The sequence below is a fragment of the Corynebacterium sp. KPL2825 genome (genome assembly GCF_037908445.1).
GTDB lineage: Bacteria > Actinomycetota > Actinomycetes > Mycobacteriales > Mycobacteriaceae > Corynebacterium > Corynebacterium kefirresidentii.
Map to the genome: position 1 here is coordinate 1 of NZ_JBBMGI010000005.1, position 14,477 is coordinate 14,477.

Below are 14,477 nucleotides of genomic sequence, written 5' to 3' on the forward strand. Positions count from 1 at the left end.
ATAGGAAAGGCCGCGCCCGCCCCTTTTTGCCGGCGCGGCCTTTCCTATTTCCCGCCCTCGCGCAAGTGCAGCCTCTCCACCTTGTGGACAAGTTCGCCCCTGCTTACCCCAGCAGCCACTTTGAGCACTTGACCATCTCAGCCTCCTCGTTATCCACAAGCCCGGCCGTTACTTCCTCGCGCCGGCCAGAAGCGTGTCCTTTGCTTAAAGGCATGACAACACCACTGACCAATATCGATTCCATCCGCGCTAACCACCCCACCTTTTGGACCGACCTGAAAAACGGCACCTACCTTAAGCTCGCACCGCGCATCGCTGTCCGGCGCGATCACTATCATTGCCTCGATTTCCCGTCCCAACTGCGCCTGCGCGCCATTGCCGCCGCTCGCAGTGCCTATACCGCAGTACTCATCTCCAAATCCGCCGCCCGAGTACATGGCCTGTGGGTCATCGCCACGGCCGAGGAACAGATTGAGATGGCACTTCCCACCAATACGCTCCCCCACAAAGACCGCCGCCACCCCGAGCGCATCTACCGCAAGGCTTCCCTGCCTGAACCTGTCCTCGTGGACGGCGCCCGCTGTGTTTCCAAAGCCCGCGCGGTTATCGATATCGCCCGCTACCACGGCTTTCGCGATGGCCTCATCGCCGCCGACTCGGCACTACGCGCCGGAGTAAGCCGGGAAGAACTCACTCAAGAATTCGCCCGCATGGGAAGAGTACGCAATAGCCGCATCGTCCGCGCTGTGATCCACCATGCCTCTGAGCTTTCCCGTTCTCCATATGAGTCCTTTGCCCGCGCCCTTATCATTGAGGCTGATTTCCCGTGGCCTATTTTCTTCAAAGCACAGTTCAAAGCTCTTCCCGACATCACGACCGCTCTGTGTATCAACAACGCCTATCTCGTTGACATCGTCTCTGCGAAGGCGCTGCCCCACCTACGCGAGCGTCACCAGCTCCTACGAAAGGCGGGATTCACCGTCCTTTGTTATTCCCCGAGACAGCTCGTCGACCACCCCGACCGTTTTCTGTCCGACCTTACCGCCACCGTCTCCGCTGGGCAGAAGGCCGCCCGTTCCGCTTAAGTCCGCGGTTTCTACCTGCCGCCACATCTGACTTCCTCTCCCCTATCTTTCCCTCCCCTGCCATTCGCGCTCACCGGCAGCACTTTCGCGACGAAATCTGCCGCGCCGGTGAGCGCGAAGGGAGGGTGTGAGAATATTTCTCGGGATGCGACGCAACAGTGACTACAAATCGAAAGAGCCTCCCCGAGAACATGCTCGTGGAGGCTTTACCGATTCCAGCTAAAGACCTAAGAGAATGGTCTTACTGGTTGATGCGCCATGGGACGCTGTTCTTCGGCAGCATGCCATGGGTGTAGAGGTAGTCAACGGCAGACAGAATGCCCAGTACCGTGCCGCCACCTACCAGGGCTGCAAGGAAGGAGAAGCCGGCCACGGAAGATAGGTCCGCGTCCTTGCCATCCTTGCCGTTGATACCGTCGCGACCATCGCGTCCGTCACGGCCGTCGCGACCGTCGCGGCCGTCCTTGCCGTCCTGGCCATCTTCACCGTCGCGGCCGTCCTTGCCATCGCGACCGTCGCGGCCGTTCTCGCCGTCCTGGCCATCGCGACCGTCGCGGCCGTTCTCGCCGTCCTTACCATCGCGACCGTCGCGACCGTCGCGGCCGTCGCGGCCGTCCTGGCCATCTACGCCATCCTGGCCATCCTTGCCGGGAACAACGACAGCCTCGCTGGTAGAAGGCTCGGTGGACTCCTCAGGAGTGGTTTCCTCGGAGGAAGGTTCCTCGGAAGGATCGACCTCAGCAGGCTGATCCTTGGTCTTCTTGCCGTTGAGCATATCGGAGCACAGCTGGCCGGCCGGAGCGTTGACGGCTGCCAGGTCGGAGGCCGCCGTAGAGATATTGTTCAGGGAGTCTTCGATGCTCTTCTGCTGATCCTTGCTCAGCTTCAGGTCGCCAGCGACGTTCGCACCTGGAACCAAGCCAGCGATGGTAACGGCTGCATTAAAGAGCTTCAAGATAACCTTGGTTCCCTTGCCAAAGGTACCGTCTGCGAACTTGAGCAGGCCGGATACGGTCTTCTTTGCGGCATCCGGGTTATTCATATCAACATCGGCATCGGCATTATCGATACGTCCGATGGCCATGCCCTGGGCACGGGAAAGGTCCCAGGTAACGGTCTTGTCCTTCTCGCCTTCCTTGACCAGCTTGGCAATGCCATCCCAGGTCTTACCGGAAATCTTATCGATGAAATCGGCCGGAACCAGGTCACCGACTACCGGAATGATTTCCCAGACGGTCTTGATAATCTTCTCGCCGCCATCGTAGAACGCCTTAGCTAGGGCAAGCTTGAGGTCGAGCAGGTTGCCTTCCTTTTCAGGGGCATCAGTCACCTCACAGACCAGCTGGTCCTTCTTTTCGTCTTTAACCACCTTGACGTTCACGTCGTCATTGGAGGCCTCGGTCTGTGCGAGCTCATCAAGAGAGGTCGGCTTTGCAGGCTTCTCGGGGGCCGGAGTCTCGGTGGCTTCCTCAGCACCATCTACAGCATATGGGGTGATGGAATCGGCGGCATCGTCTTCCGCGTCGAGTTCTTTCATCGCCTTATCACCGGCGTTGTTTTCCTCGAGCAGGTTGCCTTCTTCATCGAATTCGATGCCATTGAGGCTTACGGTATCGTCGGTGGTCTTTTCTTCGACGAAGGTAGTGTCCTCGGCAGCGACGGCGGTAGGAACAACGGTAATGGAAGAGAAGGTGGCTACGGCCACTGCGCTGGCAATGAGGCGAGAAGTTCGGCGTGCGCCCATGGTTTGACTCCCTGTAGATATGGTTGAAGAATTTAATTGCGCGCGCCGCGTGTAGATGATGCTAGGGCACGGCGTTCGCGTGGACGGAAAATACCCTACAGCGCACTAAGAGTATTTTCTACTTAAATTTTAAGGGTGACCTGGCAACAACATCGCTGGCTACAGGATCTAATCAGCTGAACAGGCATAACGTGGACCATCTGAAACGGCTGTTAACCTAAAATTCTCCTAAATTTCTACCCGAATTGGGGCAGATCCCTCCGGAAATCCACGCATAAATCCACTGGAAACTTCAACGGCCACCGAGAGAGGGAATCTCGGTGGCCGTGAACATCCCCTTGTCTAAAACAAGGAAGCCTCAATAATTTATGCAGTAGTAGCCCGGCGAGCCGCTTCACGCTTAGCGCGAACCTTTTCCACCACCGCCGCTACGCGGGCACGCTCCTCCAAGAACTGCGGCGGGTTATGCCCTCGCATCGTGCGCACATAGGCGGGGTGGGTATCAAGCACCGTGTGCTTCCACGCTTGGACTGCAATGAGAGCAGACTCGCCGGTGCGCTTGTACAGGTGCGGCAGGGAGACCATGTCGAGGTTGCGGGCCACGGCGTCGGTTTGCGCAAGCACGTACTCGACTACCTCGCGCAGGTAATCCGCCACGGCCTGGGTACGGTAACGCAGGGACTGGGCCAGCTCGTGCACCACGATGGGCTTGGAGATGGGGAATCGTTCATCCAGCAGGCGCGGGGTGAGTTGTTCCGGCTCTTCCACGTCGTTCACACCGGAAGAAGCGGCGGAAATCGTGCCGGAGCGCACGCCGGAAACCAAAGCTTGGCGCAGGCCCATCAGCTCGCCCACGCAGCGGCCGGAGTCAACGCGAGCATCTTCGACGATATCGCCTAGCTCGGCCAGGCAATCCATGCACAGCTCTTCGTCCCAATCCTCGATGGCTTCAATGAGGTGCTCGAGATATTCTGCGACTTCGTCGCCGATATTATAAATCTCTTGCGTAAGCTCGCGGTGGCGCAGCTCGGCGGCGATTTTGTGCATTGGCTTCGAGCCACTCCTTCCACGGTCCCATTTCTAACCTCTAGTAGAGGTTGAGGTTTGCTGTAACGCTTCACGACTCTATGCGAGATCCGCCGCCACGGGCGCGCGACACTCCGAAGCCATTCACAGGTTTATGGCAGGTTCGACCGCCCAGAGCAGAGGGCGGCGGGTTGAGCTGCACAAGGGGCGTCGCCAAGCAGGGCAAAAAGAAACACCCGAGGACATGTCCTCGGGTGTACCCATCGCGCAGACTAGCGCTTGTACAAATGCTCAATGGCCGCAGCATAACGCTGCGCTACCACGTTGCGCTTGACCTTCATGGTGGGGGTCAGCTCATTTTCTTCCTCAGTAAGGTCAGACTCAAGGATGTAGAACTTCTTGATGCCCTCCGCGTGGGAGACGGTGGCATTGACCTGGTTGATGGCATCCTGCAGCTCCGCGCGCAGGGTGGGATCGGTGGCCAGCTCTCGCATAGAGCGATTTTCCGGAATATTGTGGTCCAGCTTCCAACGCTTCAAAATATCCGGATCCAGCGTCAGCAGCACTCCCACGAAGGGCTTACCATCGCCTACCACCATGGCCTGGGAGATAAGCGGGTGGCCGCGCAGGATATCCTCCATCGGGCCGGGCGAAACATTCTTGCCGCCGGCCGTAACAATCAGATCCTTCTTGCGGCCGGTGATAACGAGCTTGCCGTCCTCATCAATCTCACCCAAGTCACCGGTGTTGTACCAACCATCCTCGAGGGCTTCGGCCGTTGCCTCCGGGTTATTCCAGTAACCGTGGAAGACGATATCGCCCTTGATGCAGATTTCGCCTTCATCGTTAATGCGGAAGGTCACGCCGCCCATGGGCGGGCCGACGGTGCCGATGGACTGGTCCACAAAGTCCACCGCGGCCGCGGCGGCAACCTCGGTGAGGCCGTAGCCCTCATAGACCGGGATACCGATGCCGCGGTACCAGTGCAGCAGGTCATGGCCCATGGCGGAGCCGCCGGTAATGCAGTAGTTGACGTTGCCACCCACGCCCTTGCGGATGGTGGAATACACCAGCTTGTCAAAGAGCTTGTGCTTGGCCTTCAGCAGGCGATCCGGGCCCTCCGGCTTGTCCAAAGCCTTGGAGTATTCGATGGCAACCTTCTCGGACCGCTCAAAGAGAAGGGTCTTAATGCCAGAATCGGCCGCCTTAGCAGCAGCGGAATTGCGCACCTTTTCAAAGACGCGTGGCACACCCAAAATGACGTTCGGGCGGGAGCGGGCGAACTCGATGGAAATGGTGGAAAAGTCCGACCAGTGGTTCTGGGAGGCACCGCGCATGGCCACCGCAATGGATACCGCGCGGGCAAAGACGTGCGCCAGCGGCAGGAAGGTCAAGGTATGGCTGCCCGGGACGGCAAAGATACCAATGGGATTGGTGCACAGGCCGCGGGTCTGGGCTAGCCAATTGCGGTGGGTGAGGATGCAGCCCTTGGGGCGGCCGGTGGTACCCGAGGTATAAACCAGGGAAGCCAGGTCGTCGGTGGAAGTGGCCTTGATGCGGGCGTAGACCTCCTCCGCGGCCACGCCGCGGCCCTCGAACTTGAGGGTGTCAATGGCAGAGGAGTTGATTTCCAATACGCGGCGCAGCTGCGAAGGAGAGCCCTTGAGGTTGGGCTCGCCATCTTCTTGCAAAACCAGGTTTTCTACCAGTTCGGAGTGCTCGCGGGTTTCTGTAATGGCCAGCACTGCGCCGGAGTCCTCAATAATCCAACGCACCTGGGAGGCGGAGGAAGATGGGTAGACCGGCACGGAGGCGGCTCCCGCGGCCCAGATGGCAAAATCCAAAAGGGACCACTCATAGCGGGTAGCAGAGATGAGAGCGACGCGGTCCCCCTGCTGCACGCCAAGGGCGATAAGCCCTTGGGCTACTTCAAAGACCTCATCGATGAATTCTTTGCCCGTTACATTGACCCACTCGTAATTTGCTGGGCGGGTAAACATGACGCCGTGCGGACGCTTCTTCGCGGTGTCCATCAGGGCGGTCAGGCAGGTTTCGCCCGGCTCGATAGTAAATTGCGCCGGGGTATGCACTTCTTGCAGGGTCACGCGGTGTCCTTTCGAACAGCTATTTATTAATCTCCGCCTACTGTACCAATCTGTTTCCCAGCAGGCGCGTTGTCCCCGTGGCACAATGTGGCCTGTGACTACCCGCGACTTGCTTGAAGAACTCGCTCAGCGCCACGGCGTGGCCACCAGCTATGCCTCCCAGTCTGGTTTCCCCGTCCACGTTGCTGAAGACACTATTACCTATACCCTGCGCGCCTTGGGCGTGGCCATCGAAGATAACCCAGACGATGCAGCCCTGACGCAGCTGCTTTACGACGACTACCTCACCCGCTCCTCCCAGCCCCTTCCCCACTGCGTCGTCGCACCCCAGGGTCAGGAGCGCGGGTTCGTTGTGCATGTACATGCCGGCGACACCGCCAACGTACACATCGAATTGGAAGAAGGCGGCACCCGCGAGGTCTACCAAGATCGCAACGACGCCCCAGACGCAGACGTCGATGGCACGCTATGGGGCGAGGCCAGCTTCCATATCCCTGGCGATCTGCCGCTGGGCTACCACGAGCTGGTGCTGGAGTCAGAGGGCATCGGCAAGCATGCCTGCTCGCTGATTATCACCCCGGCGCGCCTCACCACGGCCGATGAGTTTGTCGAGCACCCGATTAGCGGCGTGATGGCGCAGCTTTATTCGGTGCGCTCGGAGTCTTCTTGGGGAATAGGTGATTTCCAGGATTTGGGGCAGCTGGCTGAAACACTCGCCCCGCATGCGGATTTTTTGCTGGTCAACCCGCTGCATGCAGCCGAGCCGCTACCGCCGATTGAGGATTCTCCCTATCTTCCCACCACGCGGCGTTTTATCAACCCGCTCTACCTGCACATCGAATCCATCCCGGAGCTCAAGCTGTTGCCGGAGGACTTACAAGATGATGTGCGCGAACTGGCCGAAGAGTTTCGCCAGCGCAACCGCAGCGCAGATGAAATTGAGCGCGACACCATTTTTGAAGCCAAGCTGCAGGTGCTGCGCGAGCTTTTTAATTACCAGCCCACTCCGGAGCGCGAAGAGGCTTTCGTAAGCTATGCCCGCGAAGAGGGCCGCGGGCTGCGCGATTTCGCTGCCTGGTGCGCGCAGCGCGATGCCGCGGCGCAATCGGGCCAGCGCCATGCCGAGGGCTTGGATATGGACAAGCTCACGCGTTTTTATTCCTGGTTGCAGTTCCTCTGCGATGAGCAGCTAGCCGCCGCGCAGCAGCGTGCGCTCGATGCCGGCATGCGCCTGGGCCTGGTCACTGACCTGGCGGTGGGCGTGCACCCAGGTGGCGCCGATGCGGTAAATCTCACCGAATACTTGGCACCGCAGTGCTCGGTGGGTGCCCCGCCGGATGACTATAACCAGCAAGGCCAGGATTGGTCGCAGCCGCCGTGGCACCCGCAGCGCTTGGCCACCGCCGGCTACGCCCCGTGGAGGGAGATGCTCTCCACCGTGCTGCGCCATGCCGGCGGTGTGCGTGTGGACCACATCTTAGGGCTTTTCCGCCTGTACTGGATCCCGCGCATGGCCAGCCCGCTGACGGGCACGTATGTCTCTTATGATTTTGAGGCCATGGTGGGCATCTTGGCTCTGGAGGCGCAACGCGCTGGTGCCGTGGTCATTGGTGAAGACCTCGGCACCGTAGAGCCGTGGGTACAAGATGTGCTCGCTCAGAAGGCGGTGCTGGGTACGTCCATCGTGTGGTTTGAACGCGACGATGATGACTACTCCCCGCTGCCGCAGGAGAAATACCGCCAGCTGGCGCTGTCCTCAGTCAATACGCATGATCTGCCGCCCACCTTGGCCTACCTGCGCGGCGATCATATTTCGCTACGCGCGCACCTAGGCGTGCTTACCCGCTCGGTGGAAGAAGAGCAGCGCGATGACATCGAGTGGCAGGCCCGCGTACTCGCAACCGTGGCGGACCGTGGCCTCTTGCCACAGCGCGATTACCTCGTAGATCCGGCAGAGCGCGCTTCTCGCGGCGCGGAGGAGGATATAAGCGAAGCGCTGCATCGCTATATCGTAGGTACACCTTCGGCTCTTGCGTGCACCAGCTTGGTGGACATGGTGGGTGATGTGCGCGCACAAAATCAGCCGGGTACCACGCACGATCTTTATCCCAATTGGTGCGTGCCGCTATGTGATACCAACGGCGCTCCCCTGCTCATTGAGGATCTTCCTAGTCTGGAATTCTTCCAGCGCTTAGAGGCCACCAGCCGGAAAGCATAAAGCGGAAGGCCTAACGCCGGGCCTAGGCGCTGGTGCGGGGTGGAGCAGGTTTAGGTCCACAGGCCGATCAGTGCGACGACTATCACCAGCGCGATCATCGTCCACAACGTGAGCGTGACACGGGATTTGGGCAGAGCGCGCTTGCGTTTAACGGGCTGTGCACCAGGCGTGGCCGCCGAGGTAGAAGACTGGCCGGCGCGCTTGGCTTCGGGGTCCCAAAGGCCCTCGCGGGGGTTAGCGCGCAGCTCGGCGCGCTCTTGCCGTGCCCGCTCGTTATTTTCCTCAGCCATGGTGGTCTATTTTAGTGCTGTGGCTGCGTTGCTGGGAAATCATGCGTTTGCCTCGGTTGGCTATGTAGTCGACCACCCACATCAGGCACCACGCTACGACCACCATGAGCGGCACGGCGATGGCCACCACGATGACCATTTGAATCCACACGGGCGCCTGCACCAACAATTGCGATAGCGTGCTGCCCAAGCTCGTCAACCACTCCATGGCTACTTATCCTACTTGCTCGCGGTAGTCTGGCTGACATGTCGAGCGCCCAGATTCCTGTTACCGTCGCCACCGCTTCCGGCCGGATCACCGGCGTACGCCGAGATGGCCTGCACTATTTCCATTCGGTGCGCTATTGCAACATCCCCAGCCCCTACTCTCCTGCCGAGCCATATGATCGCAGCGTCGATCAGGATGCCCGCGAGCCGCACCCAGAAGATATTGCTTTGTCCATTACCACTCCTGCCGATGCCAGCGACTGCCCTGTGGTGGTCTATGTTCACGGCGGGCGCTACGAGCACGGATCGCACGAGGATCCGCGGCTTTCGGGGACAAAGAATGCCCGTCACGGTGTAATCCAGGTCAACGTGGGTTATCGGGTCGGTTTGGCTGGTTTCGCACGCTTTGACGGCGATGAGGCGGACCGCTACCGCGGCATCGATGATTGCCTCCTAGCTTTGGAATGGCTGCAGCACAATATCGAGGCCTTTGGTGGCGATAAAACCAATATCACTTTGGTAGGCCAATCCGCTGGGGCGGCAATAAGCTTGTGGCTCGCACGCCGCGATCACTTCCGGGGCGGTTTCCGCCGCGTGCTGGCGCTCTCGCCAGCATTCCCACGCGACCGCTTCGAGCACCGCGTCACCGACCTACGCAAGGCTCTAGGTGTGCCGGTCACGCGCCAGGCTTTAGAAAAAATGGACCCAGAATCGCTGGCCAAAGGGTATGCCAAATTCCGCAAGAAATATCGCTTCGATGTCGCGTTGGGCCCCGCGCCACTGCGGGCCGAAGAACTGGCGGATATCCCTATCGTGGTGACATCTACCCGCGATGAGTTCTATGACATGCCCACAGCCCAGCGCATTGACAAGATGGCCCTGGCGGGCTTTATTACCAGCTATCTTTCGCCCAAGTTTGGGATTTCGCAGGGGCGCTTCAAGCAGTGGCGGCAACTGGCGCATTATGTGGATCCGCAGCGGCCGATGGGCCGGCTTATCGGTGATGCCGCAGTGCGACGTTGGACCGCCCAGGTAGCCGAGTATGCTCCAGGACCTACGTGGATGATGGAATTTACCCGCACTAATGCCCCCGCAGTGCACTGCGCCGAGCTCGGCCCACTTTTTGGCGGCAATGGTAGCGAAGGGGAAAACAACGCCCCCGCCGAAGAGCTCAACGAGTGGCTACGCCATTTTGCCACCACGGGTGAGCCCGGATTCCCCAGATATGGCGATGACCACCAGGTGCTGGAATTTGACCTCGATACGGGCGAGCGTCGCCTAGCCTATGCCACCTTGGACTATGTGGCCGCGGCCTTTTATAACGACGAGGAGCTGTAATTACAGCGCAGCACGCAGCTTTTCGTCCGCTAGCTCATCAATCATCCACGGGCTAAAGACGCCAGGCATGGCATCGGCGGCAGCAAAAAGCCGGGCCGGCTCGACCCACTGGTAGGAATCTACTTCCTCGGGATTGGGCTCCCACTGCGCATCGGGGGCAAGCTCGACGGTAAATACCGGGCAGATTTCGTTTTCTACCGTGCCTGAAGAATCCACCGCGCGATAAGAAAAATCCGGCAGGATAAGCCGCGGGGCGGATAGATCTGAAGGCGCGATGCCTAGCTCAAAGGAGGCGCGGCGCAGTACTGCAGCCGTATTCTCCTCGCCGGGAGCGGGGTGGCCGCAAAAAGCATTGGTCCACACGCCAGGCCAGGTGAGTTTGCTCAGCGCGCGGCGCGTGACTAGCACTTTGCCGCCGCAGGTTAGCCAGGCGGAGAAGGCAAAGTGCAGCGGGGTATCGGAGGTATGAACTTCGGCCTTGGGAGCGGTGCCGATGGGTTCGCCCGCGGCAGAGGCCAAGACTACAAGTTCCGTCATAGATTAAGGTCTCCTACCCAGGTCACGTTGCCTACGTGGAGGCGCGCATTCCACAGGTTGCCAGGAGTGACGTCGTAGCGGTATTGCAGATTCACCGAGGCACCCGCTCCCAACGGGTGGTCGAGTCCTGGTGGCTCCACATCCGGGGCAGACTGCTCGTCATAGGGCAAGGAATTAATCTTGGCCCAGCCACCATTGCCGTCGGCGCGTTCGAGGGTGGGATCTTCAAAGGCGTCGACCGGCAAGGGAACGTCGTTTTCATTCTTCAGCAGGATGGTCACTACGGAGCCGCCGGAATTGTTATCGGAATACACTCCCTGCAGTTCCCAGCTCACGCCCAAGCCCTTATCCTTTACCGGCTCGGCAAGGTTAGAAGTGACCTCTTTGTCATCGGTGTCCTTGGCCTCGTACGGGGCTTCTTCGGAGCTGGAGACGGTGATATTGTCCCCGAGCCCTGTTTCTTCCGGCTGGAGAACACTACATCCGGTCAGGGTCACGGCGAGAGCGCTGACCACGCCTGCGCCGAGTATGTGAGATTTTTTCACCGTGGATGGATCCTTTGCACGCGAAGATTGTTGTATTTCTGCACAAGTACCTTAGCCTAATCTTTCCGGAACTTAGGCATTTACTCCCGTGAACCCCGCATGTGGCATACTAGGCAGTCGCTTAAATCTCTCCTCCCTTAAAATCGCGCACTACCCGCCTTTTTGAATTGAGTGTGGTTTTATGAATTCCATCTTGCGCATTACTCGCAGTGCTTCTGCCCTGTGGCCCTATTACTTGGGCGTGCTACTAGCTGCCACGGTCACCGCAGTCCTAGCACTGATATCGCCCTTTTTGACGCGCCACGCTACCGATACGATCGTAGAGGCGCTGCAGACGGACGCCCCGGCCGGCGATGCGCTGCGCACCGTGTTGTTATTGGCTGTGGCGCTTTTTCTTGCCGACGCCGCCAATGCCCTCTTCCGCAATATTGGTGGCTACATCGGCGATGTCATGGTCTCGCGCCTGCGCGAGATTTTGTCTACCCGCTACTTTGCCAAGCTGCTCGCGCTCCCGCAGGGCTATTACGATAACCAGGTCACCGGCACGATCATCGCCCGGCTGGATCGCTCGATTGCCAATATCACGCAGTTCGTGCAGTCCTTTGCCAATAACTTCTTCACGATGATCATTCAAACCCTCGCGGTATTAGCCATTACCGCGTGGTTCTACTGGCCGCTGGCCATCCTGCTGGCTCTCCTCTTCCCGGTATATATGTGGCTTACCGCGCTGACCTCGAAGCGCTGGCAGAAATTTGAGGCCATTAAAAATGAGAATATTGACCAGGCTAATGGCCGCTTTGCGGAGGTCATAGGCCAGGTCAAGGTGGCCAAGTCCTTTGTGAGCGAGACCCGCGAGCTTTTCCACTTTGCTACGCGCTACCGCACCGTGGTGGATACCACTAAGCCGCAATCGCGCTGGTGGCACATGATGGATACCTTCCGCGGTCTGGCCATGGCGTTTATCTTCCTAGGTATCTACGGCGTTATCTTCTGGCGCACGCTGGAGGGGCATTTTTCCTTGGGCGATATGGTCATGTTGCTGCAGATGGTCTCCAGTGCGAAGCAGCCGGTCTTTATGATGAGCTGGATTGTCGATACCGCCCAGCGCGCAATAGCCGGTTCGAAGGACTACTTCAAGGTAATGGAAGAAGAGCTCGAGCCCACCGCCCCGCGCGAACTGGTGGCCGCCACCACCGGTTCGCATACCCCGCAGCTGGATCTCACGCCGGTTCGCCCGCTCGAGCCCACACCCGGCGCGCCGGTGTTTTCCTTTCAGCACGTTTCCTTCGCCTATGAGGAGGGCAAGCCCGTGGTGGAGGATATTTCCTTCGCGGCCGCTGAGGGCCATAAGGTAGCACTCGTGGGCGAGTCCGGCGGCGGCAAATCGACCTTGGTGAACCTGCTTTTGGGCCTTTACCACCCCTCAGCGGGGCACCTCGATGTGCTAGGCCACCGGGTAGACGATCTCACTGCCTCGCGCCTGCGCGCCTCGGTGGGCGTAGTCTTCCAGGAGTCTTATCTTTTCTCCGGCACCATTCGCGAAAATATCGCCTACGGCAAGCCGGGTGCCACGGAGGAAGAAATCGTGGACGTCGCCAAGCGCGCCAATGCCCATGAGTTTATCCGGGCCTTCCCGGATGGCTATGACACCGTTATTGGTGAGCGCGGCCTTAAGCTTTCCGGTGGACAAAAGCAGCGCGTCTCCGTTGCCCGCGCCATGCTTAAAGACGCCCCCATTTTGGTATTGGACGAGGCCACCTCGGCGCTTGATACCAAGTCCGAGCGCGCCGTGCAGGCCGGTTTGGATGAGCTGATGAAGGACCGGACCACGCTTATTATTGCCCACCGGTTGTCCACCATTGCGGACGTCGATACCATCATCACCTTGGACCGCGGCCGCATCGATGAGATGGGCTCGCCGGCCGAGCTGGCTCAATCCGGTGGCATTTATGCCGAACTGCTCAAACTCACTCAATCCACCTCGGCCGCAGACCGCCGCAGGTTGAAAAAATATGGCTTTGTCTCCGGCCACGCCTCCGAATCCGAGGAGGAAGAGGAGGCAGATGTCTAGGAGCCTGCACCGTCGCGGGAAGATAAGCCAGTTGAATAAAAGCGCATAAATGCGCTGGGGTGGCCGCGGGCTTCGCGTTAAGGTTGTAGCCATGGAGTTTCCTAGCCTAGAAGAATTGCAAGCCCGCGGAACCCGCAAGTGGACCGTCTTCGAAGAAGATGTGTTGCCACTGTGGATTGCGGAGTCCGACTTCCCCACCGCGCCCGCTATCAAGAAGGCGTTGGAAGAGATGGTGGATAGGGAAACCTTCGGCTATACCCCAGCACCCAAGGCCTCAGGACTGCGCGAGGCTGTGGCTAATTTCTATGACACACGCTATGGCTGGCGCCCTATCCCGGAGCATATTTTCTGGATTGGGGATGTAGTGCGGGGTCTTTTGCTAGGAGTGCAGTACTTTACCCGCGAAGGTTCCCCGGTCATCGTGCCAGTGCCTTCCTACCCTCCGCTGCTGGAGCTGCCGCGCACCGCTGGCCGCGAAAAGATCGAGACCAGCTTGGAGCTCGATGATATTGAGCGCGCCTTCCAGCAGGGCGCTGGCTCTATTTTGCTAGCCAACCCTTATAACCCGCTCGGCCGTGTCTTGGACGAGGACTACCTCACCGGCTTGGTAGAACTGGCGGAAAAATATGATGCGCGCATCCTGGCCGATGAAATCCATGCCCCACTGGTCTATGAGGGGCGGCATATCCCGGTGGCGTCGCTGAGCGCGGCGGCTGCCGAGCGCACCATCACGGTAACCGCTACCTCCAAGGCTTTTAATACTGCCGGGCTAAAGTGCGCGCAGATTATTTTCTCCAATACGTCCGATGTACACACGTGGAATGACCTTACTGGGGTGGCCAAGAATGGCACGGGCACCTTGGGCGTGCTTGCTGCGGAGACTGCCTACCGCGAGTGCGGCGACTTCCTCGATGAAGAAATAGCGTACCTGCGGCAGACCCGCGATTGGTTGGTGGAGGAGCTGCCGCAGCGCATCCGTGGTTTAAAGACCAGCAAGCCGGAGGCCACCTACCTGCTGTGGTTGGATTTTGCTGATACCGCTATCGGCGGCAATCCGCAGCCGGCCAAGTGGTTGCGGGAGAATGCGAAGGTCGCGCTCAATGAGGGCGATACCTTTGGCACCGGCGGTCCGGGCCATGCGCGGTTGAATTTCTCTACCTCGCGCGAGATTTTGGAGGAGGCACTCGACCGCATGGAGCGTGCCTTCGCCGCACTCGATTAGGTCGGCCCGGCTGGGTCAACCATGTATTCTGCGTCACCCCCACACTTTGATTTCTCACCATGTGGGCGGTAATGTCTCATTACACGAAC

General features: G+C 59.3%; 12 protein-coding genes. 5 read left to right on the forward strand and 7 right to left on the reverse strand.

Annotated features, from left to right (window positions below; genetic code table 11):
* Nucleotides 1–212 precede the first annotated feature (212 nt).
* The gene (locus WMQ00_RS04980; RefSeq protein WP_200288774.1) at nt 213–1,085 is read left to right on the forward strand and encodes a hypothetical protein; all 873 of its coding nucleotides are present in this window, start codon (nt 213–215) and stop codon (nt 1,083–1,085) included.
* 241 nt (nt 1,086–1,326) lie between these two features.
* Here the strand turns inward: WMQ00_RS04980 and WMQ00_RS04985 are convergent, their stop codons facing one another.
* From WMQ00_RS04985 to WMQ00_RS04995, 3 genes are all read right to left on the reverse strand, one after another.
* A complete protein-coding gene (locus tag WMQ00_RS04985) occupies nt 1,327–2,829 on the reverse strand; it encodes a hypothetical protein (RefSeq protein ID WP_200288773.1) in 1,503 nt (500 codons plus the stop codon).
* A gap of 366 nt (nt 2,830–3,195) precedes the next feature.
* Nucleotides 3,196–3,876, reverse strand: a complete 681-nt coding sequence (locus WMQ00_RS04990; protein ID WP_086588326.1) for a hypothetical protein — start codon at nt 3,874–3,876, stop codon at nt 3,196–3,198.
* Between the two features lie 251 nt (nt 3,877–4,127).
* Complete coding sequence (locus WMQ00_RS04995) at nt 4,128–5,960, reverse strand: AMP-dependent synthetase/ligase (protein ID WP_200288772.1); 1,833 nt, start codon at nt 5,958–5,960, stop codon at nt 4,128–4,130.
* 94 nt (nt 5,961–6,054) lie between these two features.
* Between WMQ00_RS04995 and malQ the strand changes: the two genes are divergently transcribed.
* Nucleotides 6,055–8,178: a 4-alpha-glucanotransferase gene (gene malQ, locus WMQ00_RS05000; RefSeq protein WP_301732176.1), complete on the forward strand. Its 2,124-nt coding sequence runs from the start codon at nt 6,055–6,057 to the stop codon at nt 8,176–8,178.
* Between the two features lie 50 nt (nt 8,179–8,228).
* Here malQ and WMQ00_RS05005 read toward each other — a convergent pair whose 3' ends face one another.
* Nucleotides 8,229–8,468, reverse strand: a complete 240-nt coding sequence (locus WMQ00_RS05005) for a hypothetical protein (RefSeq protein WP_086588323.1) — start codon at nt 8,466–8,468, stop codon at nt 8,229–8,231.
* The gene (locus tag WMQ00_RS05010) at nt 8,461–8,676 is read right to left on the reverse strand and encodes a hypothetical protein (RefSeq protein ID WP_200288770.1); all 216 of its coding nucleotides are present in this window, start codon (nt 8,674–8,676) and stop codon (nt 8,461–8,463) included. The genes WMQ00_RS05005 and WMQ00_RS05010 overlap by 8 nt, the downstream gene beginning before the upstream one ends.
* A gap of 38 nt (nt 8,677–8,714) precedes the next feature.
* Between WMQ00_RS05010 and WMQ00_RS05015 the strand changes: the two genes are divergently transcribed.
* Nucleotides 8,715–10,013 (forward strand): carboxylesterase family protein, encoded by a 1,299-nt coding sequence (locus WMQ00_RS05015; RefSeq protein WP_316360522.1) that lies wholly within the window; start codon nt 8,715–8,717, stop codon nt 10,011–10,013.
* Here WMQ00_RS05015 and idi read toward each other — a convergent pair whose 3' ends face one another.
* Complete coding sequence (idi, locus tag WMQ00_RS05020) at nt 10,014–10,550, reverse strand: isopentenyl-diphosphate Delta-isomerase (protein WP_239205092.1); 537 nt, start codon at nt 10,548–10,550, stop codon at nt 10,014–10,016. It abuts the gene before it with no gap.
* Entirely contained in the window at nt 10,547–11,095 is a 549-nt protein-coding gene (locus WMQ00_RS05025; protein WP_239205090.1) for a hypothetical protein, read from the reverse strand. Before WMQ00_RS05025 ends, idi begins: the two co-directional genes overlap by 4 nt.
* 181 nt (nt 11,096–11,276) lie before the next feature.
* On the opposite strand from WMQ00_RS05025, the gene WMQ00_RS05030 reads away from it, so the two are divergent.
* Together WMQ00_RS05030 and WMQ00_RS05035 are read left to right on the forward strand one after the other, a co-directional pair.
* Entirely contained in the window at nt 11,277–13,166 is a 1,890-nt protein-coding gene (locus WMQ00_RS05030) for an ABC transporter ATP-binding protein (RefSeq protein WP_239207883.1), read from the forward strand.
* 91 nt (nt 13,167–13,257) lie between these two features.
* A complete protein-coding gene (locus WMQ00_RS05035) occupies nt 13,258–14,388 on the forward strand; it encodes a MalY/PatB family protein (RefSeq protein ID WP_340440732.1) in 1,131 nt (376 codons plus the stop codon).
* Nucleotides 14,389–14,477: the final 89 nt, after the last annotated feature.

Excerpts from the sequence above, each read along its gene's own strand:
- idi (WP_239205092.1), bottom strand. The coding sequence starts at position 10,550 with ATGACGGAACTTGTAGTCTTGGCCTCTGCCGCGGGCGAACCCATCGGC.
- WMQ00_RS04990 (WP_086588326.1), bottom strand. The coding sequence starts at position 3,876 with ATGCACAAAATCGCCGCCGAGCTGCGCCACCGCGAGCTTACGCAAGAG.
- WMQ00_RS05010 (WP_200288770.1), bottom strand. The coding sequence starts at position 8,676 with ATGGAGTGGTTGACGAGCTTGGGCAGCACGCTATCGCAATTGTTGGTG.
- WMQ00_RS04980 (WP_200288774.1), top strand. The coding sequence starts at position 213 with ATGACAACACCACTGACCAATATCGATTCCATCCGCGCTAACCACCCC.
- WMQ00_RS05030 (WP_239207883.1), top strand. The coding sequence starts at position 11,277 with ATGAATTCCATCTTGCGCATTACTCGCAGTGCTTCTGCCCTGTGGCCC.
- WMQ00_RS05005 (WP_086588323.1), bottom strand. The coding sequence starts at position 8,468 with ATGGCTGAGGAAAATAACGAGCGGGCACGGCAAGAGCGCGCCGAGCTG.
- WMQ00_RS05015 (WP_316360522.1), top strand. The coding sequence starts at position 8,715 with ATGTCGAGCGCCCAGATTCCTGTTACCGTCGCCACCGCTTCCGGCCGG.
- WMQ00_RS05035 (WP_340440732.1), top strand. The coding sequence starts at position 13,258 with ATGGAGTTTCCTAGCCTAGAAGAATTGCAAGCCCGCGGAACCCGCAAG.
- WMQ00_RS04985 (WP_200288773.1), bottom strand. The coding sequence starts at position 2,829 with ATGGGCGCACGCCGAACTTCTCGCCTCATTGCCAGCGCAGTGGCCGTA.